The following is a 20,186-nucleotide window of genomic DNA, read 5'->3' as shown; positions in this document are numbered from 1 at the left end:
GTCCACGGCGCGGCGCCGGCCGGCCGGATCGGGGTCCGGGCTCACCGCCGCGCCGCGGACGCGCTGCCGGGCCCGGCTCGCGAGCTTCTTGGCGGCGACGGGCGTGCGGTCCACGAGCGGGGCGATCTGCTGGAACGGCAGGCCGAACATGTCGTGCAGGACGAACGCCAGCCGTTCCGCCGGGGACAGGGACTCCAGGACGACCAGCAGCGCCAGCCCGACCGAGTCGGCCAGCAGCGCCCGCTGCTCGGGGTCGGTGGCGTCCTCGCGGATGATCACCGGGTCCGGCAGGTGGTCCTCCAGCGGCTGCTCGCCGCGGGATCTGCGAGTCCGGAGCATGTCCAGGCACACCCGGGCGACCACGGTGGTCAACCAGCCCGCGAGGTTGTCGATCGCGTCGGCGGGTGAGCGCGCCAACCGCAGCCATGCCTCCTGGACCGCGTCGTCGGCCTCGGTCAGGGAGCCGAGCATCCGGTAGGCGACCGCCTTCAGGTGCGGGCGGTGGTGCTCGAAGCGGACGGCCAGCAGGTCCTCGGGTGTCACGGTCGCGGGTTCCTTCCTCGATCGGCGTCACCGCACTGACGGACCGGCCCCGCCGAAGGTGACGGCCGACGGCGGTCACCTTCGGCGCGCCGGATCCGTCATGGCGGCGACCATCCACACGAGAGGTTGCTGATCACTATGAGGACGGATGTCCGTGGAACGGTCGCGGACGGTTTCGAGGAGGTCCGGCGGCAGTTCGCCGCCGAGGTCGCGGACCAGGCGGAGAAGGAGCAGGCGGCAAAGGGGCAGGGCGCGCCGGGTGCGCAGCTCGCCGTCTACCGGCACGGTCGGCTGGTGGTCGACCTGTGGGCGGGGGACGAGGCCGCCGGGGACACGCTGACCGGCGTCTACTCGTCCACCAAGGGGGCCGCGACGGTGGTGGCGGCCCTGCTGGTGCAGGAAGGCGTCCTGCAGCTCGACCGGGCGGTGGCGCGGTACTGGCCAGAGTTCGCCGCCGCGGGCAAGGGCGCGATCACGTTGCGGGAGGTGCTCGCTCACCGGTCCGGGGTCATCGGGGTGGACGGCGGGCTGACGTCCGTCGAGCTCGCCGACGACGCGGTGATCGCGCGCCGTCTGGCCGCGCAACGGCCGTACTGGCGGCCCGGCACCGCCTACGGCTACGGCGGGTTCGTCACCTTCGCCATGGTGGGCGAGGTGATCCGGCGTGTCACCGGGCAGTCGCTGCAGCAGGTGTACGAGGAACGCGTCCGCGTCCCCTACGGGCTCGATCTGTACCTGGGCCTTCCGGAGACGGAGGAGGACCGGTTCCGTCCGGTGCGGTGGTGGCACGCCACGCCCGAGGAGGAGGCGGGTTTCTGGGCGAACGTGCCCGGCCCGCACAGCTTTACCGGGATCGGCTACGGCCTCAACAGCACGCCGCCGCTGGACCAAGTGGCCTTCGCCAACACCCGCCGGGTGCGCGCTCTCGGGCAGGCGTCGGCGGGCGGGGTGGGCAGCGCCCGTGGCCTGGCCGGTCTGTACGCGGCGGCCGTCTGGGGGCTCGGCGGACGGCCGCCGCTGCTCACGCCCGACACCGTCGGAGAGTTCGCCCAGCTGCACTCCACCGGCGGCGACCTGGTTCGCGGTGAACGCAGCGACTTCGCGCTGGGGTTCGAGGCCAAGGGCCCGCGCTACCCGTTCCTGGGCGCGAACGCCTTCGGGCACGGCGGCTCGGCGGGCTCCGAGGCGTTCGCCGATCCGCACAGCGGCATCGCCTTCGGCTACACCCGCCGCCGCTTCGGTTTCGGCTGGTCCTACCCGGAACACGACCGGCTCGCCGCAGCCGTCCACCGCGCCGCCACCGACGCCTGAGCGCCGTGCCGTGACCTCACCGAACGCGAGATCGCGTAGCCGGTCACCTTCGTCCGATGCCGTCCGTCAGTGCAGTGAAGAACCGATGAACACCGAAGGGAACCTCACCATGACCACATCCGCCGACGAGCTTCGGTCGCGTCTGCCCGACCCCACCGGACTCGTCCCCGAACTGACGGAGATCGGCCCGGCGCTCTTCCGGGCCACCGGGAACGGGTCGCTGCCGCAGCCCACCATCAGTCTGGTGCAACTGCGCGCGGGCCAGATCGTCGGCAGCACCTACCTGACCGTTCTGCACAGCGGAAACCTGCGCAGGGCCGGCGAGAGCGAGGAGCGCATCACCGCCGTCGCGTCCTGGCGGGACGCCCCCTACTTCACCGACGCCGAACGGGTCGCGTTGGCACTGGTGGACGCCGTCCTGATCGCGAACCCGAACGGAGAGCGCGTCCCGGACGAGCTGTACGCCGAGGCGCGCCGGCACTACGACGAGCAGGCCCTCGCCACGCTGGCCATGGCGATCGGGCAGGTCTGCTTCTTCATCCCGCTGGCCCTCATCGGCAAGCCCGTCCCCGGGGCGGCGCCCGCCGAGCAGTGGAGGAAATGACCCATGCACGCGCGAATGACCAATCCCGCCTACCTGGTGCCTGAGGCCGGCCGGGCGATCCAGTCCCTCATGCAGGCCATGGCCAAGGACATGGCGGACGGCGTCGTCCCCGCGTCCACGCTGATGCTGGCCGCCATGCGCGGCAGCCAGATCAACGGGGGCAGCGCCTGCCTGTACGCCGACGCGGCCGAGGCCAGGAAGGCCGGAGTCACCGACGACCAGATGAACGCGGTCGCGGCCTGGCGGCAGTCGCCGTTCTTCACCGACGCGGAGCGGGCCGCCCTGGCGCTGGCCGAGGCGGCCACGCGCATGAACGACCGGTCGGACGCCGCCATCCCGGACGCGGTCTGGGACGGCCTCGTCGAACACTACGACGAGCGGCAGCGCGCGACACTGATCCTCTGGACCGCCACCAGCAACCTGTTCAACACGATCAACAACATCATCAACGACCCGGCCGGAACCACCTGGAACTAACCGCAGTGGGCAGCGTCGGCGGTGCGGGTGGCGTGGGGCCGCCTGTACCGCCGACGCTCCGGTGCCAGTGTGATCACGTCCGTGGATACTGGCCCGATGGTGAGCGTTCTGATGCGGAGGCCCGGCGTCCGGCGGCCGGTCCGATGACGAGTCTGCGGATGCGGATGGCCGCGGCCTTCGCCGCCGTCGCGCTGCTGGCGTCGGTCCTCGCGTCCGGGGTCGGGTACGTGCTGGTGCGCGACGCGATGCTGGAACGGACCCAGGACGCCGTGGTGGCGCAGGTGCGGCAGACCGTCGCGCGCCTGGTGCCCGCCCGGGTGCCGACCGACGCGGGCCGGACGCTGTCCGACACCCTGCGGAACGCGCTGAGCACCACCGACGGACGCCAGCGCGCCTACGTGGAGACGCTGCCGCTCGACCGTCCGGTGCCGCCGCCTCCGCCGGGCCGCCTGCACGTCCCGGTCTCCGCCGCGTTCGCCGCGCGGGCCACCCGGGCCATGGTCGTCCAGCGGGTCCGGCACCGCGGACGCGCCTACCTGCTGGTCGGGACGTTCACGTCCGGATACGTCACCTCGGCGACCGACCCGCAGCGCACCACCCCGCCGATCGTGCTGGTCAGCGTCAGCCTGGACCGGGAGACCGCCGACCTCCGCTCGTTCACCCGCGCGATGGCCACCGCGGACGCCGCCGCGCTGCTGTTCGGCCTCGCGCTCGCGCTGGTGGCCGCGCGCGGCGTCCTGCGGCCGGTGCGGCGCCTCGGCACGGGGGCGCGTGCGCTGGCGGCGGGCGAACTGGCGACGCGGGTGGAGGTCCGCGGCCGGGACGAGCTGGCCGACCTCGCCCGGACGTTCAACCAGGCGGCGGACGCCCTGGAGACCACGGTGAGCGAGCTGCGCGTGATGGAGGCGGGGGCGCGGCGCTTCGTCGCGGACGTCTCGCACGAACTGCGCACTCCGCTCACGTCCATGACCGCGCTCACCGACGTGCTGGAGGAGGACCCGGACGGAACGGCGGCGCGGCTGATGGCGGCCGAGACGCGACGGCTCGGCGTGCTGGTGGAACACCTCATCGAGATCAGCCGGTTCGACGCGGGCGCGGCGGCGCTCGTCCTGGACGACGTGGTCGTGGCCGCCGCCGTGGCGGCCACCCTTCAGGCGCGGGGCTGGTCCGGCAGGGTCGCGGTGGAGGTTCCGGACGACCTGGTGGCGCGGCTGGACCCGCGCCGCTTCGACGTGGTCGTGGCCAACCTGGTCGGCAACGCGTTCCGGCACGGACGGCCGCCGGTGCGGCTGGAGGTCCGTCGGGCGGAGCGCGAGGACGTGCCCGGATTCGAGCTGGTGGTCGCCGACGCGGGGCCGGGCATCCCCGCCGAGATGCTGCCGGTGGTCTTCGATCGGTTCGTCAAGGCCGACGCGGCCCGCACGCGCAGCGAGGGGAGCGGGCTCGGCCTGGCGATCGCGCGCGAGAACGCGCTGCTCCACGGCGGCACGCTGGAGGCGTCCGCGGGAACCGAGGGAGGCGCGGTGTTCACGCTCTGGCTGCCCTTGGCGGGTGCCCGATGAGGCGGCGTGCCGTCGCGGCGCTCGTCGCGGTCCTGGCCCTCGCGTCCGCGTGCGGCGTCCCCGCGACCGGGATCACCGAGGTGGGGCCGCTCCCCCGCGCGGAGGGTCCGGCGGTCAACAACACGGTGTACTTCCTCAAGGGCGGCAAGCTCATGCCGGTGGTGCGCCCCGGGCTTCCCGGCGCTCCGCTGATGCCGCTGCGGCAGCTCGGCCACGGCGTCACCGACAACGAGCGCAGGATGGGGTTCACCAGCACGCTTCCGGGCGTGGGCATCGTCACCGGGCTGCCCGATCCGTCCGTCCACGACGTCGGGCCCGCCGGGGCCCAGACCCAGACGACTCCGGAGATCGGTGAGTCCGACAAGGTCACGGTCGCCTTGGAGACGACGATCCCGCCCGCCCAGTGGCCGCGGGTGTGGCAGGCGCAGATCGCCTGCACGGCCGAGGCGATCCCCGGGGTCGAGAAGGTGGAGCTGAACATCTTCGACGGCCGTCCCGGCCGCGAGGTCCGGTGCGCCGACTACCGCGACCTGCTCGGCACGTCCGTCCGGAACTGACGTCCTCGCGCAGCGGCGTCCGAGCAGGTCGCGGAGTCGGTTCAGCGTCCGAGGTCGCGGCGGTCGAAGCGCCACGCCCCGACCGCCAGCAGGACGGCCGTCGCGGCGGCCATCGTCAGGATCGGGAGCGGCTGGAACCCCTCGGTCAGCGGGTGGGTGCCGATGTAGTAGTGGAACGGCGTGGCGTAGCGCAGCCCGTCCGCGCCGATCTGCGGGGCGAAGCCGTTGAGGGCGTAGGACGCCACGCCGATGGCGGCGGTGACGCCGAAGACCGTGGCGCGCGGCCGGCCGGTCGCTGCGCCCAGCGCGGTGCCCAACGCTCCGAACAGCAGCATCAGCAGGGCCAGGTGGACGGCCTGGGCCGCGAACCCCGTGACGCTGACGGCGCCCAGGTGGGCGCCGGACCGGACGGCCAGCATCGCCAGCAGGACGGCGGCGGCGATGGCCACGCCGCCGGCCGCCAGGGCGGCGTAGCGCTGCAGCAGCAGGCGCGTGCGGCTGACCGGGTGGGCGAGCACCAGGTCGAGGTAGCCGCTGTCCTCGTCCGCGGAGATCATGCGGGCGCCGGTGGCCGCGCCGTAGAACGTGGCCAGCAGCGGGACGAGCAGGCCGAACACCGCGCCCTGCAAGTATCCGGCCGCGTCGGCGGTGTCACTGAGGCCGAACCCGCGCAACGCGTCGGGGATCTTGGCGGCGGTGTTCGCGCTGACCTGCGGGTAGTAGGCGGCGTACAGCATCGCGAGCGCGGCCGTGGCCAGTGCCCAGACGGTGAAGATCCGGCGGTTGTCGTGCAGGGTCTTGGTGAAGACCGAACGGGTGAAGGCGTGGGCTGAGAGCGGGACGGCGTTCCCGGTGCTGGTCATGGGGGCTCCTTCAGGGGGGAGACGGGCGGGTCAGGCGGCGGCGTAGTAGCTCTGGAAGAGCTCTTCGAGATCCTGGGTGTCGGCGCGCAGGCCGATGACGGTGTGCCGGGCGGCGGCCTTGAGCAGGGCGTCGGGCGCGCCGTCCACGTGGCAGGTCAGGGTCGTGCCGTCGAGGCGCAGGCCGGTGACGCCGGGCAGGGCCGCGAACTCGGCCTCGGGAACGGGTGCGGCGAAGTCGATCCGGACCTCGAGCAGGGAGCGGGCGCGGAGCGCCGCGACGGTGTCGGCGGCGACGAGGCGGCCCTCGCGGATGATCGCGACCCGGTCGGCCACGGCCTCGACCTCGCTCATGATGTGGCTCGACATGAACACCGTCTGCCCCGCGGTCCTGGCCTCGGCGACCATGTCGAGGAAGGTCTGCTGCACCAGGGGGTCGAGACCGGAGGTCGGCTCGTCCAGGATCAGCAGGTCGGGGCGGTGCATGAACGCCTGGACGAGCCCGACCTTCTGCCGGTTGCCCTTGGAGAGGCTGCGGATCCGCGCGGACGGGTCGAGCCCCAGCCGCTCGGCCAGCTCGCCGATCCGCGCGGCGGGGACGCCGCCGCGCAGCGCGGCCAGGAACGCCAGGCACTCGCCGGCGCTCTGGCGGCCGTCGGCGACGAAGTCCCCGGCGAGGTAGCCGACGCGGCGGTGCAGCTCGACCGCGTCGCGCCGCGGGTCCAGGCCCAGCACCCGGACGGTCCCGGAGGTCGGGCGGATCAGGTCGAGCAGCAGCCTGATGGTCGTGGACTTGCCGGCGCCGTTCGGCCCCAGGTAGCCGAACACCTCCCCGGCCCGGACGCTGAGCGTCAGTCCGTCCAGGCCACGCCGGGCGGCGCGTCCGCGGGAGTAGGTCTTGGTGAGCTCGGTCAGCTCGATCGCCGTGGTCATGTCATGAACATATCGGAAGCTTCAGAGATTTTTGAAGACTCAGAGCTGTTAAACTTCCACCACGCGATCGGCAGGAGGGACGACCTTGGCAGACACCACCCGGCAGCCGGATGGCCGGACGGACGCGCGATCGGACGCGCGATCGGGCGGGCGTGACGGCGGCACCGGCGAGGCGGCCGAGCGGCTGGCGTTGACGCTGGCCCAGGGCGGGATGCAGAAGGCCACCGCGCGTGTGCTCGCGGCGCTGCTGTTCGCCGACGTGGACGCCGTCACCGCCCCCGATCTCGCCGAATGGCTCGGGATCAGCTCCGGGAGCGTGTCCGGCGCGATCAAGATGTTGTCCACCGTGGGGCTGATCGAACGCGTCCCCGCCCCCGGCAGCCGCCGCGAGCACTACCGCATCAGACCCGGCTGCTGGGCGACGCTGATGACCGGCCAGAACGCCACCCTGCAGGCCATGCTTCAGGCCGCCGAGGAGGGCATCGCCGCGACCGGCCCCGACACCCCGGCCGCCGTCCGGCTGGAGGAGATGCGCGACTTCTACGGCTTCATGCTCCAGGAGCTGCCCGCCCTGGTCGAGCGCTGGCAGAGCCGGCGCGGCTGAGGGGCGACCGGCGCGGCTGACCCTCGCGGATGGGCGGCGCCCCGCCCTGAGACGCCACATGGCCGGTGGGGGCCGCGGCCCTTGGGGGTGTCGTCACGGGATGAGCAGGGTCTTGATCGCGCGGCGTTCGTCCATGGCCCGGTAGCCCTCGGCGGCGTCCTCCAGTGGCAGGGTGAGGTCGAAGACCTTGCCGGGGTCGATCCGCCGGTCCCAGATCAGGTCCACCAGCTCCGGTAGGAAGCGCCGCACCGGGGCGGGGCCGCCGTGGAGGTGCACCCCGGAGAAGAACAGCTCGTCGCCGGGGATCGCCACGCCGTGCGCCACGCCCACGTATCCGACGTGCCCGCCCGGCCTTGTGGAGCGGATGGCCTGCATCATCGACTCCTGCGTGCCCACGGCCTCGATGACGCTGTGCGCCCCCAGCCCGCCGGTCATCTCCTTGAGCAGGGCGACGCCCTCGTCGCCCCGCTCCACGATCACGTCGGTGGCGCCGTACTCGGCGGCGAGCTTCTGCCGGTCGGCGTGGCGACTGAAGATCACGATCCGCTCCGCGCCCAGCCGCCTGGCGGCCAGCACGCCGAGCAGGCCGACCGCGCCGTCGCCGACGACCGCGACCGTCTTGCCCGGGCCGACCTCGGCGGCGACCGCGCCGAACCAACCCGTCCCCAACACATCGGACGCCGCCAGCAGGGACGGCACGATGTCCGCGTCCGGCATGCCCGGGGTGGCCACCAGGGTGCCGTCGGCCAGCGGGATCCTGGCGTACTGCGCCTGCGTTCCGATCGCCCCGAGCGGCTGGGCGTTCACGCAGCGGGACTGGTAACCGGCCCGGCAGATCTCGCAGGTGTCGTCCGAGGCGAAGAACGAGCCGACCACGAAGTCGCCGGGCTTCACCCTGGTCACCTGGCCGCCGACCTGCTCGACCACGCCGACGTACTCGTGGCCCATCGGGGCCGGGCCGGTCGACTTCTGGACGCCCCGGTACGGCCAGAGGTCCGACCCGCACACGCACGCGGCGGTCACCTTGATGATCGCGTCGGTCGGCTCGACGATCCGCGGGTCCTCGCGGTCCACCACCCCCACGTCGCCGGGACCGTTCAGCACTACTCCACGCATGAAGAATCTCCTCTTTCAACCATCGGCGGGGGTGCACGCCAGGTGGCCCCGGGCGCGTGATCCCCCGTGCCCGCCGGTCGCACTACCCCTACAAACTGCCCAAATGCATCAAGAGGAGACATCTCGGGGCGGGGTGGACGCGCCTACGGCTCCTGCCCGGCGACCGACACCACGAGATCCAGGTCGCGCATGACCTCGGAGAAGGCCACCGGTGGCACGTCCGCCAGCGGGACCGGCGTGCCCCCGACGCTCCCGGACCCCGTCGGGCAGCCGTAGCGGCCTCCGTCCCGGCGCCCGCCCGCCAGGAAGCGGACCTCACCGACCACGACCTCCCCCATGCCGAAGTAGCCGTGGAAGTCGCAGCGCAGCGCCGCGATCAGCCCGTCCCCGACGACGCGGGTCGCCTGGTGCGCGTCGTACTCGCCGTGCGTGAACCAACCGCGTTCCGCCAGCAGCCGGCCCGCGACCTTGCCGTCCACCGTCCGCCCCGCGAAACGCCGCGACACCTCCCCTGCCTCGCACTCCGGCGGCGTGAGGACGTACACCTCGCGGAACACCTGCTTGACCGGCTGCGGGTGGCCGCGCCGCTCGAACTCCGCCTGCCAGTGCGCGAGCAGTCCGCGTTCCCGCAGCTCGACGGGGTGGACGGCGGTGACGGGCCCGGACGTGTCGATCTGGTCGAGCCGGCCGATCGTCCCCGCCCGGTCGCGCCAGACCAGCAGGGGCAGCATCGCCGCACCGGCGGGCAGGGACAGCAGACGGGACAGCTCGTCCGGCTGCAGCGTCGCGGACACCGAGACCATCTGCTCGATCATCCCGGTCCGCATCCTGCGTGCCTGGTCCTGGAGTCGCTTCTGGTGTTCCCGCAGCTCCTGGTAGCGCGGGTCCTGCCGGACGGCGGCCGGCACCGACTTCAACGCCCTGCCCGCCCTGGCGACCGTGAGCGTCGGATCGGCGCCGTCGAACCGCAGCTCGACCCGGTAGTCGCCGATCTCTGCTTCGGTGGGCGTCTCGTTCCCGAGGCGTGCCTCGCAGTCCCATTCCAGGCGGCTCGCGTCCGCGAATTCGGTCACCTGCGCCAGGTGGTCGAGGGCGACCGAGACGGCGGCGGCGTGGCTGTGCCTGCGGTTGGGGCCGAGCTTGGGGCCCCTCTTGGCGATCTCGCGGAGCGCGAGGTAGCGGTCCAGGACCGTCTCGTCCGCGGCGAGGGGCAGCATGCCGAACGCGGCGATGCCCTGCAGCGCGTTGCGCTTGACCCGCTTCAGGACGGCGGCGCGGTTCCAGCCCATGGCCGCCGACACCAGCTCGTTGGGGACGAGCTCCAGCAGCCGCCGGGCGGCGTCCGGCCCGGCCTCCGCCACTGCGGCCAGGAGCGCGGCCCGGTCCTGGCGGACGGTCTCGTCGGCGGGCATCGCCTGGATCAGCCGCAGCAGCGGCGCGGTCCGCTCCAGCCCGAACATCGGCAGGAACGCCTCGGCGTCACCGGCGCTCAACCGCCATCCGAACACGCGGCGGCGCTCGTCCGCCGGGCGTCCGCGCAGGTGGTCGAGCAGGGTGGCGCGTTCGGGGCCGGTCAGCTCGGCGACGCCGAGGTGGTCGGCGACCTCGGGGGCGCCGTGCCAGGTGAGGGCCGCCCGGACGAACCGCAGGCCGCGCGGGGCCGGCACCTGGGGAAGGCGGTCGCGGTCGGCCGGCGGCGAGGCGGAGACGAGCCTCCAGGTCAGCTCGTCCAGGTGGTCGCGCAGCGCGTCCGCGCAGCCCAGGGGCGGATCGCCGTGGGTGGCGCGGCCGAGCCAGGGGTCGTCGGTGAAGGCCCGTTCGACCACGGCCGCGTCCAGGTCGCCGGCCCGGTGCAGCGCGTCGAGTATGCGCGCGACGACCGTCCGCTGTGTGAAGCCCAGCGGCGTGAGGACGAGCAGCCGCAGCAGGCGCGTGTCGGCGGCGGCGATGGCCCGCTCCGCCACGTCGTCCAGCAGCAGCCGGTGCCGGACGTCGCATCCGAGACACGCGGCGAGGAGGGCTTTCCGGTGGGCCGAGGGCCACGGCGCGGCCAGCACCTCGGAGACGTCGTCCGGGTCGGTGACCGGGAAGGCGGCGTCGTAGAGCGCGTCGAGGTCGGCGACGATGTCGCCGAGGTGCGGCTCCAGGTTGCCGTACACCCGGTCGTCGCCGTCCTCGATCTGGAGCCGGAGCCGCTCCGCGAGGGCCCGCAGGGCCGCGAGATCGCCCGCGTCCGCCGCCGCGCGCGCCTCGTCGGCCAGCCGCCGCAGCGTGGCGCGCTGTTCGCCGACGAACTCGACGTACTCGTCCGGGACGGGACGTTCGATCACCCGCGGCCTCCCAGCAGCGCCACCGACCGCGGGCACAGGACCGGCGCACGGGGCGCGCTCGTGACCTGTCCGTCCCGGTCGGCGGCCCGCGCGCGGATCTCGACGTCGATCATGGCCGTCACCCTAGGCCGTCCCACGGACAAACCCGGCTCCGGCCGTACGCGCCTTCCAGCCTCGCGGAGACGGTCGCTTCTAGGTGGTGGCAGGGCGCGTCGCGGCGGTGTCGTGCCGGTGGCGCGGGCCGAGTGCGCGGAGCATGTCCAGCGCGTCGGCACCCCCGGGCGGCGGTGTGAAGACCCGGAGCCGCTGGTCCGTCGCGGGCATCGCCAGCACCTCGCAGTCGAACTCGATCGGCCCCAGCTCGGGATGCGTGAGCCGGTACGGATGTGATCGGCGGACGGCGACCTCGTGCCGCTCCCACAGCGCGGTGAACTCCGGGCCGGCCGCGCTGAGCCGCGCGACGAGCTCCCGGGACGCCTCGTCGTTGCCCCGGCGGGCCACCGCCGCGCGCAGGTCCGCGACCAGTTGCCGGGCGACCTCCGCGTGCTCCTCGGCGGCGAAGTGGCCGCGCACGTCCGGCTCGGTGAACCAGCGCAGCACGATGTTGCGGTCCTCGCGCGCCACCGAGCACACGCATCCGAACAGCGCCTGCGCCATGTCGTTCTGCGCCAGCAGGTCGCCCAGGTCGCTCAGCACCTGCACCGGGACGCCGTCCAGCCGGTCCAGCAGGTACAGAAGGCTCGGCCGGAGGTACTCCCCCGCCCGCGCGCCCTCCGGCGGACGGTGCCCGGCGAGCAGGTACAGGTGGTCCCGCTCGTCCAGGGTCAGCCGCAGCGCCCGCGTCAGGGCGGCGAGCATCTGCGTGGACGGCTGCGGGCTGCGGGCCTGCTCCAGCCGCATGTAGTAGTCGGCCGACATCCCGGCGAGCGCCGCGACCTCCTCCCGCCGCAGGCCGGGCGTGCGCCGCCTCGGCCCCTCGACCAGCCCGACGTCCCGCGGCGAGAGCCGGGCCCGGGAGCGGCGGAGGAAATCGGCGAGGTCGTCGCGGTGCATCCCCATGCGGGCAGTGATACCACCCGCGTCCTCGGACCGCCGATCCTAGGGAGGACGCTCCGCTTCTCGCCCGGCGCGGACGACCGCATAGTCGGTGCATCGACGAGGGAAGAGCGGTGGTCACGCGATGAAGGCTGTGCGGTTCCACGAGTACGGCGGGCTCGACGTCCTGCGGGTGGAAGAGGTGGAGCGTCCCGTCCCCGGCCCGGGCCAGGTGCTCGTCCAGGTCCGCGCGGCCGGGATCCAGCCCGGCGAGGTGATGATCCGGCAGGGCGCGCGGCACGGGCGCTGGCCTGCGACATTCCCGTCCGGGCAGGGCAGCGACCTGGCCGGTGTGGTGGTGGCGACCGGGCCGCAGGCGCGCGGCTTCGCGGTGGGCGACGAGGTCCTGGGCTTCGTCCATACGCGCGCCAGCCACGCGGAGTTCGTGGTGGTGGACGACGTGAACCTGACCGTGCGTCCGGAGAACCTGCCCTGGGACGTCGCCGGATCCCTGTACGTCGCGGGGACGACCGCGTACGCCACCGTGTTCGCGGTCGATCCCGGCCCGTCCGACACGGTGGTCGTCTCCGGCGCGGCGGGCGGCGTCGGCTCCCTCGCCGTCCAGCTCGCACGGCGGCGGGGCGCCACGGTGATCGGGCTGGCGAGCGAACGCAACCACGCCTGGCTGAGGCGGCACGGCGTCGTCCCGGTCGAGTACGGGACGGGGGTGGCCGACCGGATCCGGAAGGCTTCCGGCGGCACGGTGGACGCGTTCATCGACACCTTCGGGGACGGTTACGTGGACCTGGCGGTGGAGCTGGGCGTCCGTCCCGAGCGGATCGACACGATCCGCGACTGGGCCGCCGCGGCGAGGGTCGGCGCGCGGACCTACGGCGAGGGTGCCGCGGCGTGCGCGGTGGTCGTCGGTGAACTGGCCCGGCTCGCCGCCCGCGGTGACCTCGAGGTGCCGATCGCCCGCGCCTACTCCCTGGACGAGGTGCGGGAGGCGTTCGCCGAACTGGAGCGGCGGCACACCCACGGCAAGATCGTGCTCCGCCCGCACCACGGCGTCCGCTGAGGCGACCGCGGCCCGACGTGCGCAGGCCGGCCGCCGTCGCCGCTTCGGTGACGTCGCCCACAAGGCTGATTCTTATGTTGTAAGTATGCTGCGTCGGAGGTAAACATACGTCGTAAGAAGCGACCGCCCGTCCACCCATGGAAGGACTCACGCATGACCACGCCGAGAACCAGCGCACGAGGAGCCCTCACGGCGATGTACGGCGGGGCCGTGCTCACGGTGGGCGCGACGCTCGCCGCGTTCCTCGACCGGGCGGGCCTCGCCGACCATGTCCGCGCCGGGTACCCGGAGTTCGGCCAGAGCCAGGTGGACGAAGCAGTCACCGTCTACACGGTGGTCCTGTCCATCGTGGGAGGGCTGGGGCTGATCGGTTGGCTCGGCACCATCTGGGCCGCGCGCACCGGCAGGCGTTGGGCTCCCTGGTTGGCCGGCGTCCTGTTCGTCGGCGCGGTGTGCTTCGCGCTCGCCGCCCTGACCGTCCGGGACACCAGCGGCGATGTCGGGCTCGCGCCCCGCCTGGCCTGGCTCCAGGTGCTCCCCTGCCTGGCCGGCCTGGTGGCGGTCGTCCTGCTGTGGCGGCGACCGAGGTGACGCCCGGGCGCTCCGGGGCCGCTCAGTCCGATCGGCCACCTTCGGTGGCCGCCGGCCACCAGCGGCGTGTCACCAGGGCGGCCAGTCCGGCCCCGGAGGTGTTGAGGAGGACGTCGTCCACGGACGACACCCGGTCCAGCCGCAGGACGTACTGCAGGATCTCCAGCAGGATCGAGAGGGCCGCCGCGAGCGCCAGGACCCGCCACACCGACGCCAGGCTCCGGAACCGCAGCGGGGCGAGGGCCCCCAGCGCCGCGAACACCAGCAGGTTGCCGACGATCTGGCCCACCGCCGTCCCCGTGTCGCCCGCGGCGATCGCCAGGAGATCGCGCAGCGGCACCAGGCTCACCCGGCCGGGGACGGCGCCCGCCCGGCTCCCCGGAATCATGATCGCCCAGAGCCACGGCAGCGTTCCGTAGACGAGGCCGACCTCGCTCAGCGACCGGCCCCATGCCCGACCGTGCGAGGCGCCACCGGCGCGCCGCCGTAGTGCCAGCGCACACACCGCGAGGGCGACGAACGGCAGCTCGGCCATCGTGATGAGCACTACGCCGGTGTACGTCCCGATCCAGTCGTGCCACCCTCGGAGCACGCCGCCTCCGTTCCCGTCCTCCCGCGGAGATCCCCGCAGCCAGAACGCCTGATCTCGCCCTCGTGTAGCCGTGCACCACTGAACTCGAAGGGCCGTTGCGAGGGCGTATGCGGATTTCGATACGCCCGCGATATGCGCCAGGCCCTCTGAGCGCCGTCCTACGCCGCCTACGGCGTGGCGCCGTTCGCGGACATCGCCGTCGGCGTCCGGGGAAGGCGGACGGTGACGACGAGGCCGCCGGTCGGCCGGGGCATGAGGTCGAGCGTCCCGTCATGCGCCCGGACGACGCTGTGCACGATGGCCAGCCCGAGGCCGACACCCGCGTGTTCGTCGGCGCGGATGCGCTCCGTCCCGCGCTGGAAGGGCTCGGTGAGGGTCGGGACCAGTTCCGGCGGGAGCCGGTGGCCCGTGTTCTCGACGCGCAGCACGCTCGCACCGTCCTGCGTTCCGGTATGGACCGCCACGGTGCCGCCGGTCGGAAGGTTGTGCACGATGGCGTTCTGGACGAGGTTCGTCACCATCCGCAAGATGAGCGCGGACGAACCGGCGGTCTGGGTCGTCTCGCCGGTGACGTCCAGGGTGATGCGGCGCTGCTCGGCCAGGGGGAGCAGCGTCTCGGCGGCCTCCTCGGCAAGGAGCGAGAGGTCGACGGGCTCGCGGACGAAGCTTCCGCGTTCGGCGCGGCTGAGCAGCAGCAGGGCCTCGGTGAGGTCGATCGCCCGCGTGTTGACGGTATGGAGGCGTTCGAGGAGTTCGGTCCGGTCGCACAGCGGGTCGTTGCGGGCCACGTCGATCAGCGCCTGCGAGATCGCCAGCGGTGTCCGCAGTTCGTGGGAGGCGTTCGCGGCGAACCTCCGCTGCTCGGCGACGTGGGATTCGATCCGCCCGAGCATGGTGTCGAAGGCGTCGGCGAGTTCGCGGAACTCGTCGCGGGGGCCGTCCATGGCGACCCGGTGCGACAGCGACCCGTCCGCGGCCAGGCGCGCCGCGTCCGCGATCCGGGTGAGCGGTGCGAGCATCCGGCCGGCGAGGATCCACCCTCCGACCAGGCCGAACAGCAGAAGGAACGCCAACGCCGAGGCCGCCGCCGGGGCGAACACGCGCAGCAGCACGCGGCGGTTGGGCGCGATACCGAGAAGCCCCTGCGGGTTGTCGGGCACGTAGCGCAGCAGGTACACCCACACCACGGCCAGCAGGAGCGTGCCCGCGAGGAAGAGGAATCCGGCGTAGCTCAGGGTCAGCTTCAGCCGGGCGCTGAGCCCCGAACGCCGGTCCATCAGCGGTGTCCGGGGGCGCCGGTGTCGATCCGGTAGCCGACGCCGGGCACGGTGGCGATCAGCCACGGTTCACCGAGCCGCTTGCGCAGTGCCGACACGGTGATGCGGACGGCGTTGGTGAAGGGGTTCACGTTCTCGTCCCAGGCCTTCTCCAGCAGCTCCTCGGCGCTGACGACCCCGCCTTCGGCCGCGACGAGGACTTCCAGGACGGCGAACTGCTTCCGGGTGAGCGCGACGTAACGTCCGTCGCGGAAGACCTCCCGGCGGAAGGGGTCCAGCCGCAGCCCCGCGATCTCGCTCACCGGCGGACGGGCGCGGGCGCGCCTACGGTTCAGGGCGCGCAGGCGCATGACGAGCTCCCGGAGGTCGAACGGCTTGGTGAGGTAGTCGTCCGCGCCGAGCTCGAACCCGGAGGCCTTGTCGTCGATCCGGTCGGCGGCGGTGAGCATGAGGATCGGCATGCCGCTGCCGGAGGCGACGATGCGCCGGGCGACCTCGTCCCCCGAGGGGCCGGGGATGTCCCGGTCGAGGACGGCGAGGTCGTAGGAGTTGACGCCGAGCAGTTCCAGGGCGGTGTCGCCGTCGCCGGCGATGTCCGCGGCGATCGCTTCCAGCCGGAGACCGTCGCGGACGGCTTCGGCGAGGTAGGGCTCGTCCTCCACGACCAGCACGCGCATGGCTGAAGCCTAGACAGCTCCGCATATCGCCGACATATGCGAATTCTCAGCGCCGCCTCCCCGAGGGAGGCGGCGCCGGCCCATTCCCTGCCGCTGCTCGAGCACTACCGCGTGGTGAGGATGACCGGGCCGTCGTCGGTCACGGCCACCGAATGCTCGACGTGGACCGTGCGGCTGGCGTCGCGGCTGCGCAGGGACCAGCCGTCCTCGGCCATCTCGTACTCGTCCCCGCCCCCGGCCATCAGGCTCGGCTCGATGGCGATGACCAGGCCCGGACGGAGCCGCAGCCCGCGCCCGGCGCGGCCCTCGTTGGGGACGAACGGGTCCTCGTGCATGGCGCGTCCGATGCCGTGGCCGGCGAAGTCGGTCTGCATGCCGTACCCCGCCGAGCGCCCGATCCGGGACATGGCCTGGCCGATGTCGCCCAGACGCGCACCGGGAACGGCCTTCTCGATGCCCGCGGTCAGCATGCGCTCGGCCGTCCGGATCAGCTCCTCGTCGCCCTTCCGGCTCTCGCCGACGCAGAAGCTGACGGCGGCGTCGGCGTGCCAGCCGTCGATGTGCGCGGCGCAGTCGACGCTCAGCAGGTCGCCGTCCCGGAGCCGGTAGCCGGTGGGCAGGCCGTGCAGCATCACCTCGTTCACCGAGGTGCAGATGACGCCCGGGTAGGGGGTGGCGCCGAACGACGGGTGGTAGCCGAGGAAGGACGAACCGGCTCCGGCCTCGTGCATGATCTGGCGGGCGAGCTCGTCGAGCTCCCGCAGGGACACCCCCGGGACGGCGTGCGCCCGCGCCTGTTCGTGGATCGCCGCGACCACCCGCCCGGCCTCGCGCATCGCCTCGATCTCACCGGCGGTCTTCAGCTCGATCACGGTCTCTCCCTCCCCGAACCCCAATAACTATACCGGTATTACTATAGGGGCATGGTGCGAGAACCGCTGTCGATCGCCGACCGCCTGCGCGGGGAACGGCTGGGCCGACTGCTGCGCGAGGCCAGGGGCGCGCGCAGCATCACGGACGTGGCGCTGCGCGCCGGGGTCTCCCCCGAGACGCTGCGGAAGATCGAGAAGGGCCGGATACCCACGCCGGCCTTCTTCACGGTCGTCGCCGTCGCCGACGTCCTGGGGCTGTCACTGGACGGCCTGCTGTCGCAGGTCAGCGCCACCGAGCCCGCGGAGGCCGCCGCGGAGACCGCGACCGCGGGCACTCACAGAGCCGCGGGGTGACCTTTCGGCCGCACAGCGGACGGACCTTTCCGCCCGCTGGTGGGCCGAACCGTTTCTGACCGAGCGCCCTGCGCGTCGCGCGCGTCCAGGGTGGTCAGGATGACGACGGGACGAGCTTGGCGGCGACGGCGTCGAGGACCCATTCCAGGTTGGTCGCGAAGGTCGTCCCGGCGTCCACTTCCGAGCCGTCGTGCACGAGTCTGGACAGCGCCGGATAGCGGCCCGTGGCCAGCATCTTGCTGAGGTGCGGGCCATGGGCGCGCTGCCACTCCCGCATGGTGAGACCGGTGGCACGCTCGGCACGCAGGTTCGCGACCTCGTGCCTGATCGCCCCGGTCACATAGGCGCCGACGGTCTCCACGGCCCGCATGACGGCGTCGATGTCGGCGAAGCCGTCGAAGGTCGCCAGCATGGCCTCGGACGCGGCGAGGGCGTTGGGCCCCAGCGTCGGACGGCCGCCCAGCAGGTCGGCCAGCCACTCGTGACGCAGGGCGGCCTGCCTGGTGCGGTGGGCGCGGTCGCGCAGCGCCTCCCGCCAGTCGCCGGGCGGCTCGTCCGGGACGATCTCGGCGTGGACCTCGTCCACCATGAGGTCGAACAGCTCCTCCTTGGTGGAGATGTAGCCGTACAGCCGCATCGGGCCGACGTCCAGCCGGGCGGCGACCTTGCGCAGCGACACCGCCTCCAGCCCGCCCTCGTCGGCCAGCGCGACGGCGGCGGCGACGATCCGCTCGCGGTCGAGCGGCGCGGGTCGGGTCGGCGGCTCCGGTCGGTCCCACACAGTCATGGCTACACCGTACCGTTGCGATACACCGTATCGACACCATACGGTGTATCGACATGAGACATCGTATGGCCGTGGTCGGGGCCGGCCCCGCCGGTCTGACCTGCGCCCGCGTCCTGCACCTCCACGGCCACCCCGTCACCGTTTTCGAACGCGATCCCTCCCCCGACGCCCGTCCTCCGGGCGGCACCCTCGACCTGCACGCGGGGCTGGGTCAGCTCGCCCTGGCGAAGGCGGGACTGCTGGAGGATTTTCAGTCGCTGTCCCGTCCGGAGGGGCAGGCCATGCGCATCCTCGATACGGACGGCACCGTCCTCCGCGACTGGGAACCCGGCCCCGACGAGGACGCCAATCCGGAGATCGACCGGGGACAGCTCCGTGACCTGCTGCTCGGCCCGCTGGACGTCGAGTGGGGACGGGCCGTCACGACCGTGGTCCCGGAGACCGGCGGCGACGGCGCGGTGATCCGGTTCGCGGACGGGCGGCAGGAGGAGTTCGACCTGGTGGTCGGCGCGGACGGCGCCTGGTCCAAGGTCCGCCCGGCCGTGTCGTCCGCCGAGCCGCACTACACCGGCGTCACGTTCCTGGAGACCTCGCTGGACGACGTCGACACGCGCCATCCCGACCTGGCGCGGCTGATCGGCGACGGCTCCGTGGCCGTGTACGGCGCGAACCGCGCGCTCGTCGCCCAGCGCAACAGCGGCGGCCATGTGAAGGTGTACGCCCAGTTCCGCGCGCCGCTGGACTGGCACACCGACCTGGAACGGCACCTGGGCCTGACCGGCCGGAAGGAACTGGACCTGGCCGACGCCCACGCCGTGCAGTCAGCCCTGCTGGCCTTCTTCGACGGCTGGGCGCCGTCCGTCCTCGAACTCCTCCACCACGGCACCGCGTTCGCCCATCGTCCCCTGTACGTCCTGCCGGTGGCCCATACCTGGTCCCACGTTCGCGGCGTGACGCTGCTGGGCGACGCCGCCCACCTCATGCCCCCGCTGGGCGTCGGCGCCAACCTGGCGATGCTGGAAGGCGCCGAACTCGCCGAGTCCATCGTGAGCGCCGGATCCGGAGACCTGGACGAGGCCGTCCGCGCCTTCGAGGAGCAGATGTGCGCGCGGGCGGGCAAGTGGGCGGAGATGACGAGGGCCGGGCTGGAACGCCTCGTGAGCGCCGACCCGGCGGAGGCCGTCGCCTTCTTCGACGAGTTCCAGCCCTCCTGACCGTCGCCGCTGTGCGTCGGTCCGGCTCGTCCGTGGGGTGGGCTCAGCGCGGGGCGAGAAGGCAGAACTCGTTGCCCTCGGGATCGACGAGGATCCTCCAGCCGAGGTCGGACTGGTCGATGCCGGGGTCGGTGGCGCCGAGGGAGCGAAGGCGGGCCTCCTCCTCCGCCATGTCGTCCCCGGGGTAGGGGCGGACGTCGAGGTGGACCCGGTTCCATCCGACCTTGGGGTCGGGGTTCCGGACGAACTCCAGGTAGGGGCCGACGCCCTGGGCGGAACGCAGCCTCGCGCTCTCGTCGGTCACCTCGTGCAGCGTCCAGTCCATCGCCTCGTCCCAGAAGCGCGCGATGGCCTTCGGGTCCGCGCAGTCGACGACCACCGCGGCGATCGGGCCGGTGTCCCGGTAGATCTCCCGGGGCTCCAGGACGCAGAACTCGTTGCCCTCCGGGTCGGCCAGGACGGTCCAGGGGACGTCGCCCTGGCCCACGTCCGCGTTGGTCGCGCCGAGCTCCTTGAGACGCGCGACCAGCTCGGCGTGATGGGCGTCCGAGGTGGTCGCCAGGTCGAGATGCACCCGGTTCTTCACCGTCTTGGGCTCCGGACGGCCGATGAGGTCGACGCAGACGGCGGTGGGGTCGGGATAGGAGAAGTCCGCGGGCGTGAGGCTGGTGCAACCGGGGTCCTCGTCCTCGACGATCCAGCCGAGCGCGTCGGCCCAGAACCGTCCGAGCGCGATGGCGTCGTGGGCCTTCATGTTGATCTGCACCAGTCTCGTTGCCATGCAGAAGATCGTAGAGGCTCCCGCGTCTCCA

General features: G+C 73.0%; 22 protein-coding genes. 10 read left to right on the top strand and 12 right to left on the bottom strand.

What is annotated here, in order from left to right; genetic code table 11:
• On the bottom strand, positions 1–543 hold a 543-nt coding region (locus DZF91_RS10890; protein ID WP_117357348.1), incomplete at its 3' end, for a sigma-70 family RNA polymerase sigma factor.
• Positions 544–681: 138 nt separating this feature from the next.
• On the opposite strand from DZF91_RS10890, the gene DZF91_RS10885 reads away from it, so the two are divergent.
• The 5 genes from DZF91_RS10885 (at position 682) to DZF91_RS39670 (ending at position 5,054) form a co-directional block, all read left to right on the top strand.
• Positions 682–1,854, top strand: a complete 1,173-nt coding sequence (locus tag DZF91_RS10885; protein WP_117357347.1) for a serine hydrolase domain-containing protein — start codon at positions 682–684, stop codon at positions 1,852–1,854.
• 109 nt (positions 1,855–1,963) lie between these two features.
• Positions 1,964–2,458, top strand: coding sequence for a carboxymuconolactone decarboxylase family protein (locus DZF91_RS10880; protein WP_117357355.1), 495 nt, complete (start codon positions 1,964–1,966; stop codon positions 2,456–2,458).
• Positions 2,459–2,461: 3 nt separating this feature from the next.
• Complete coding sequence (locus DZF91_RS10875) at positions 2,462–2,935, top strand: carboxymuconolactone decarboxylase family protein (protein WP_117357346.1); 474 nt, start codon at positions 2,462–2,464, stop codon at positions 2,933–2,935.
• Positions 2,936–3,078: 143 nt separating this feature from the next.
• A complete protein-coding gene (locus DZF91_RS10870) occupies positions 3,079–4,497 on the top strand; it encodes a sensor histidine kinase (RefSeq protein ID WP_117357345.1) in 1,419 nt (472 codons plus the stop codon).
• Positions 4,494–5,054: a hypothetical protein gene (locus tag DZF91_RS39670; RefSeq protein WP_158587910.1), complete on the top strand. Its 561-nt coding sequence runs from the start codon at positions 4,494–4,496 to the stop codon at positions 5,052–5,054. Before DZF91_RS10870 ends, DZF91_RS39670 begins: the two co-directional genes overlap by 4 nt.
• Before the next feature lie 41 nt (positions 5,055–5,095).
• On the opposite strand, the gene DZF91_RS10860 is transcribed toward DZF91_RS39670, so the two are convergent.
• Positions 5,096–5,917, bottom strand: coding sequence for an ABC transporter permease subunit (locus DZF91_RS10860; protein ID WP_117357343.1), 822 nt, complete (start codon positions 5,915–5,917; stop codon positions 5,096–5,098).
• Positions 5,918–5,947: 30 nt separating this feature from the next.
• Positions 5,948–6,847: an ABC transporter ATP-binding protein gene (locus DZF91_RS10855; protein ID WP_117357342.1), complete on the bottom strand. Its 900-nt coding sequence runs from the start codon at positions 6,845–6,847 to the stop codon at positions 5,948–5,950.
• An 85-nt stretch (positions 6,848–6,932) separates the two neighbouring features.
• On the opposite strand from DZF91_RS10855, the gene DZF91_RS10850 reads away from it, so the two are divergent.
• On the top strand, positions 6,933–7,451 hold the full coding sequence (locus DZF91_RS10850; protein ID WP_235834201.1) for a GbsR/MarR family transcriptional regulator: 519 nt from the start codon (positions 6,933–6,935) through the stop codon (positions 7,449–7,451).
• Positions 7,452–7,544: 93 nt separating this feature from the next.
• Here the strand turns inward: DZF91_RS10850 and DZF91_RS10845 are convergent, their stop codons facing one another.
• The 3 genes from DZF91_RS10845 to DZF91_RS10835 all read right to left on the bottom strand — a co-directional run bounded on the left by DZF91_RS10845 (position 7,545) and on the right by DZF91_RS10835 (position 11,956).
• On the bottom strand, positions 7,545–8,567 hold the full coding sequence (locus DZF91_RS10845) for a zinc-dependent alcohol dehydrogenase family protein (RefSeq protein ID WP_117357341.1): 1,023 nt from the start codon (positions 8,565–8,567) through the stop codon (positions 7,545–7,547).
• Between the two features lie 143 nt (positions 8,568–8,710).
• Positions 8,711–10,897, bottom strand: a complete 2,187-nt coding sequence (locus tag DZF91_RS10840; protein WP_117357340.1) for a DUF4132 domain-containing protein — start codon at positions 10,895–10,897, stop codon at positions 8,711–8,713.
• Between the two features lie 192 nt (positions 10,898–11,089).
• Positions 11,090–11,956: a helix-turn-helix transcriptional regulator gene (locus DZF91_RS10835; RefSeq protein WP_117357339.1), complete on the bottom strand. Its 867-nt coding sequence runs from the start codon at positions 11,954–11,956 to the stop codon at positions 11,090–11,092.
• A 121-nt stretch (positions 11,957–12,077) separates the two neighbouring features.
• Between DZF91_RS10835 and DZF91_RS10830 the strand changes: the two genes are divergently transcribed.
• Both DZF91_RS10830 and DZF91_RS10825 read left to right on the top strand, forming a co-directional pair.
• Positions 12,078–13,010 (top strand): NADP-dependent oxidoreductase, encoded by a 933-nt coding sequence (locus tag DZF91_RS10830; RefSeq protein WP_117357338.1) that lies wholly within the window; start codon positions 12,078–12,080, stop codon positions 13,008–13,010.
• A 153-nt stretch (positions 13,011–13,163) separates the two neighbouring features.
• On the top strand, positions 13,164–13,601 hold the full coding sequence (locus tag DZF91_RS10825; RefSeq protein ID WP_117357337.1) for a hypothetical protein: 438 nt from the start codon (positions 13,164–13,166) through the stop codon (positions 13,599–13,601).
• A gap of 22 nt (positions 13,602–13,623) precedes the next feature.
• Here DZF91_RS10825 and DZF91_RS10820 read toward each other — a convergent pair whose 3' ends face one another.
• The 4 genes from DZF91_RS10820 to map all read right to left on the bottom strand — a co-directional run bounded on the left by DZF91_RS10820 (position 13,624) and on the right by map (position 17,019).
• Positions 13,624–14,193: a VanZ family protein gene (locus DZF91_RS10820; protein WP_117357336.1), complete on the bottom strand. Its 570-nt coding sequence runs from the start codon at positions 14,191–14,193 to the stop codon at positions 13,624–13,626.
• A 167-nt stretch (positions 14,194–14,360) separates the two neighbouring features.
• Complete coding sequence (locus DZF91_RS10815) at positions 14,361–15,470, bottom strand: sensor histidine kinase (RefSeq protein ID WP_117357335.1); 1,110 nt, start codon at positions 15,468–15,470, stop codon at positions 14,361–14,363.
• The gene (locus DZF91_RS10810) at positions 15,470–16,147 is read right to left on the bottom strand and encodes a response regulator transcription factor (RefSeq protein ID WP_117357334.1); all 678 of its coding nucleotides are present in this window, start codon (positions 16,145–16,147) and stop codon (positions 15,470–15,472) included. The genes DZF91_RS10815 and DZF91_RS10810 overlap by 1 nt, the downstream gene beginning before the upstream one ends.
• A gap of 104 nt (positions 16,148–16,251) precedes the next feature.
• Positions 16,252–17,019 (bottom strand): type I methionyl aminopeptidase, encoded by a 768-nt coding sequence (gene map, locus DZF91_RS10805; RefSeq protein WP_117357333.1) that lies wholly within the window; start codon positions 17,017–17,019, stop codon positions 16,252–16,254.
• Between the two features lie 51 nt (positions 17,020–17,070).
• Here map and DZF91_RS10800 point away from each other — a divergent pair, with 51 nt between their 5' ends.
• The gene (locus tag DZF91_RS10800) at positions 17,071–17,373 is read left to right on the top strand and encodes a helix-turn-helix domain-containing protein (protein ID WP_117357332.1); all 303 of its coding nucleotides are present in this window, start codon (positions 17,071–17,073) and stop codon (positions 17,371–17,373) included.
• A 94-nt stretch (positions 17,374–17,467) separates the two neighbouring features.
• Here DZF91_RS10800 and DZF91_RS10795 read toward each other — a convergent pair whose 3' ends face one another.
• Positions 17,468–18,160, bottom strand: a complete 693-nt coding sequence (locus DZF91_RS10795) for a TetR/AcrR family transcriptional regulator (protein WP_117357331.1) — start codon at positions 18,158–18,160, stop codon at positions 17,468–17,470.
• Between the two features lie 53 nt (positions 18,161–18,213).
• Between DZF91_RS10795 and DZF91_RS10790 the strand changes: the two genes are divergently transcribed.
• Complete coding sequence (locus DZF91_RS10790) at positions 18,214–19,374, top strand: FAD-dependent oxidoreductase (protein WP_117357330.1); 1,161 nt, start codon at positions 18,214–18,216, stop codon at positions 19,372–19,374.
• Between the two features lie 43 nt (positions 19,375–19,417).
• On the opposite strand, the gene DZF91_RS10785 is transcribed toward DZF91_RS10790, so the two are convergent.
• Positions 19,418–20,155, bottom strand: a complete 738-nt coding sequence (locus tag DZF91_RS10785) for a VOC family protein (protein WP_117357329.1) — start codon at positions 20,153–20,155, stop codon at positions 19,418–19,420.
• Between the last annotated feature and the right edge of the window lie 31 nt (positions 20,156–20,186).

Origin of the sequence: Actinomadura logoneensis (assembly GCF_003428695.1) — a bacterium.
In the GTDB taxonomy this organism is placed as follows: domain Bacteria; phylum Actinomycetota; class Actinomycetes; order Streptosporangiales; family Streptosporangiaceae; genus Spirillospora; species Spirillospora logoneensis.
This window is presented reverse-complemented; position numbering and strand designations above follow the sequence as displayed.

What these genes read in the sequence shown, in the direction of transcription:
- DZF91_RS10885 (WP_117357347.1), top strand. Translation starts at nt 682, where the DNA reads ATGAGGACGGATGTCCGTGGAACGGTCGCGGACGGTTTCGAGGAGGTC.
- DZF91_RS10880 (WP_117357355.1), top strand. Translation starts at nt 1,964, where the DNA reads ATGACCACATCCGCCGACGAGCTTCGGTCGCGTCTGCCCGACCCCACC.
- DZF91_RS10875 (WP_117357346.1), top strand. Translation starts at nt 2,462, where the DNA reads ATGCACGCGCGAATGACCAATCCCGCCTACCTGGTGCCTGAGGCCGGC.
- DZF91_RS10870 (WP_117357345.1), top strand. Translation starts at nt 3,079, where the DNA reads ATGACGAGTCTGCGGATGCGGATGGCCGCGGCCTTCGCCGCCGTCGCG.
- DZF91_RS39670 (WP_158587910.1), top strand. Translation starts at nt 4,494, where the DNA reads ATGAGGCGGCGTGCCGTCGCGGCGCTCGTCGCGGTCCTGGCCCTCGCG.
- DZF91_RS10860 (WP_117357343.1), bottom strand. Translation starts at nt 5,917, where the DNA reads ATGACCAGCACCGGGAACGCCGTCCCGCTCTCAGCCCACGCCTTCACC.
- DZF91_RS10855 (WP_117357342.1), bottom strand. Translation starts at nt 6,847, where the DNA reads ATGACCACGGCGATCGAGCTGACCGAGCTCACCAAGACCTACTCCCGC.
- DZF91_RS10845 (WP_117357341.1), bottom strand. Translation starts at nt 8,567, where the DNA reads ATGCGTGGAGTAGTGCTGAACGGTCCCGGCGACGTGGGGGTGGTGGAC.
- DZF91_RS10835 (WP_117357339.1), bottom strand. Translation starts at nt 11,956, where the DNA reads ATGGGGATGCACCGCGACGACCTCGCCGATTTCCTCCGCCGCTCCCGG.
- DZF91_RS10830 (WP_117357338.1), top strand. Translation starts at nt 12,078, where the DNA reads ATGAAGGCTGTGCGGTTCCACGAGTACGGCGGGCTCGACGTCCTGCGG.
- DZF91_RS10825 (WP_117357337.1), top strand. Translation starts at nt 13,164, where the DNA reads ATGACCACGCCGAGAACCAGCGCACGAGGAGCCCTCACGGCGATGTAC.
- DZF91_RS10815 (WP_117357335.1), bottom strand. Translation starts at nt 15,470, where the DNA reads ATGGACCGGCGTTCGGGGCTCAGCGCCCGGCTGAAGCTGACCCTGAGC.
- DZF91_RS10810 (WP_117357334.1), bottom strand. Translation starts at nt 16,147, where the DNA reads ATGCGCGTGCTGGTCGTGGAGGACGAGCCCTACCTCGCCGAAGCCGTC.
- DZF91_RS10800 (WP_117357332.1), top strand. Translation starts at nt 17,071, where the DNA reads ATGGTGCGAGAACCGCTGTCGATCGCCGACCGCCTGCGCGGGGAACGG.
- DZF91_RS10795 (WP_117357331.1), bottom strand. Translation starts at nt 18,160, where the DNA reads ATGACTGTGTGGGACCGACCGGAGCCGCCGACCCGACCCGCGCCGCTC.
- DZF91_RS10790 (WP_117357330.1), top strand. Translation starts at nt 18,214, where the DNA reads ATGAGACATCGTATGGCCGTGGTCGGGGCCGGCCCCGCCGGTCTGACC.
- DZF91_RS10785 (WP_117357329.1), bottom strand. Translation starts at nt 20,155, where the DNA reads ATGGCAACGAGACTGGTGCAGATCAACATGAAGGCCCACGACGCCATC.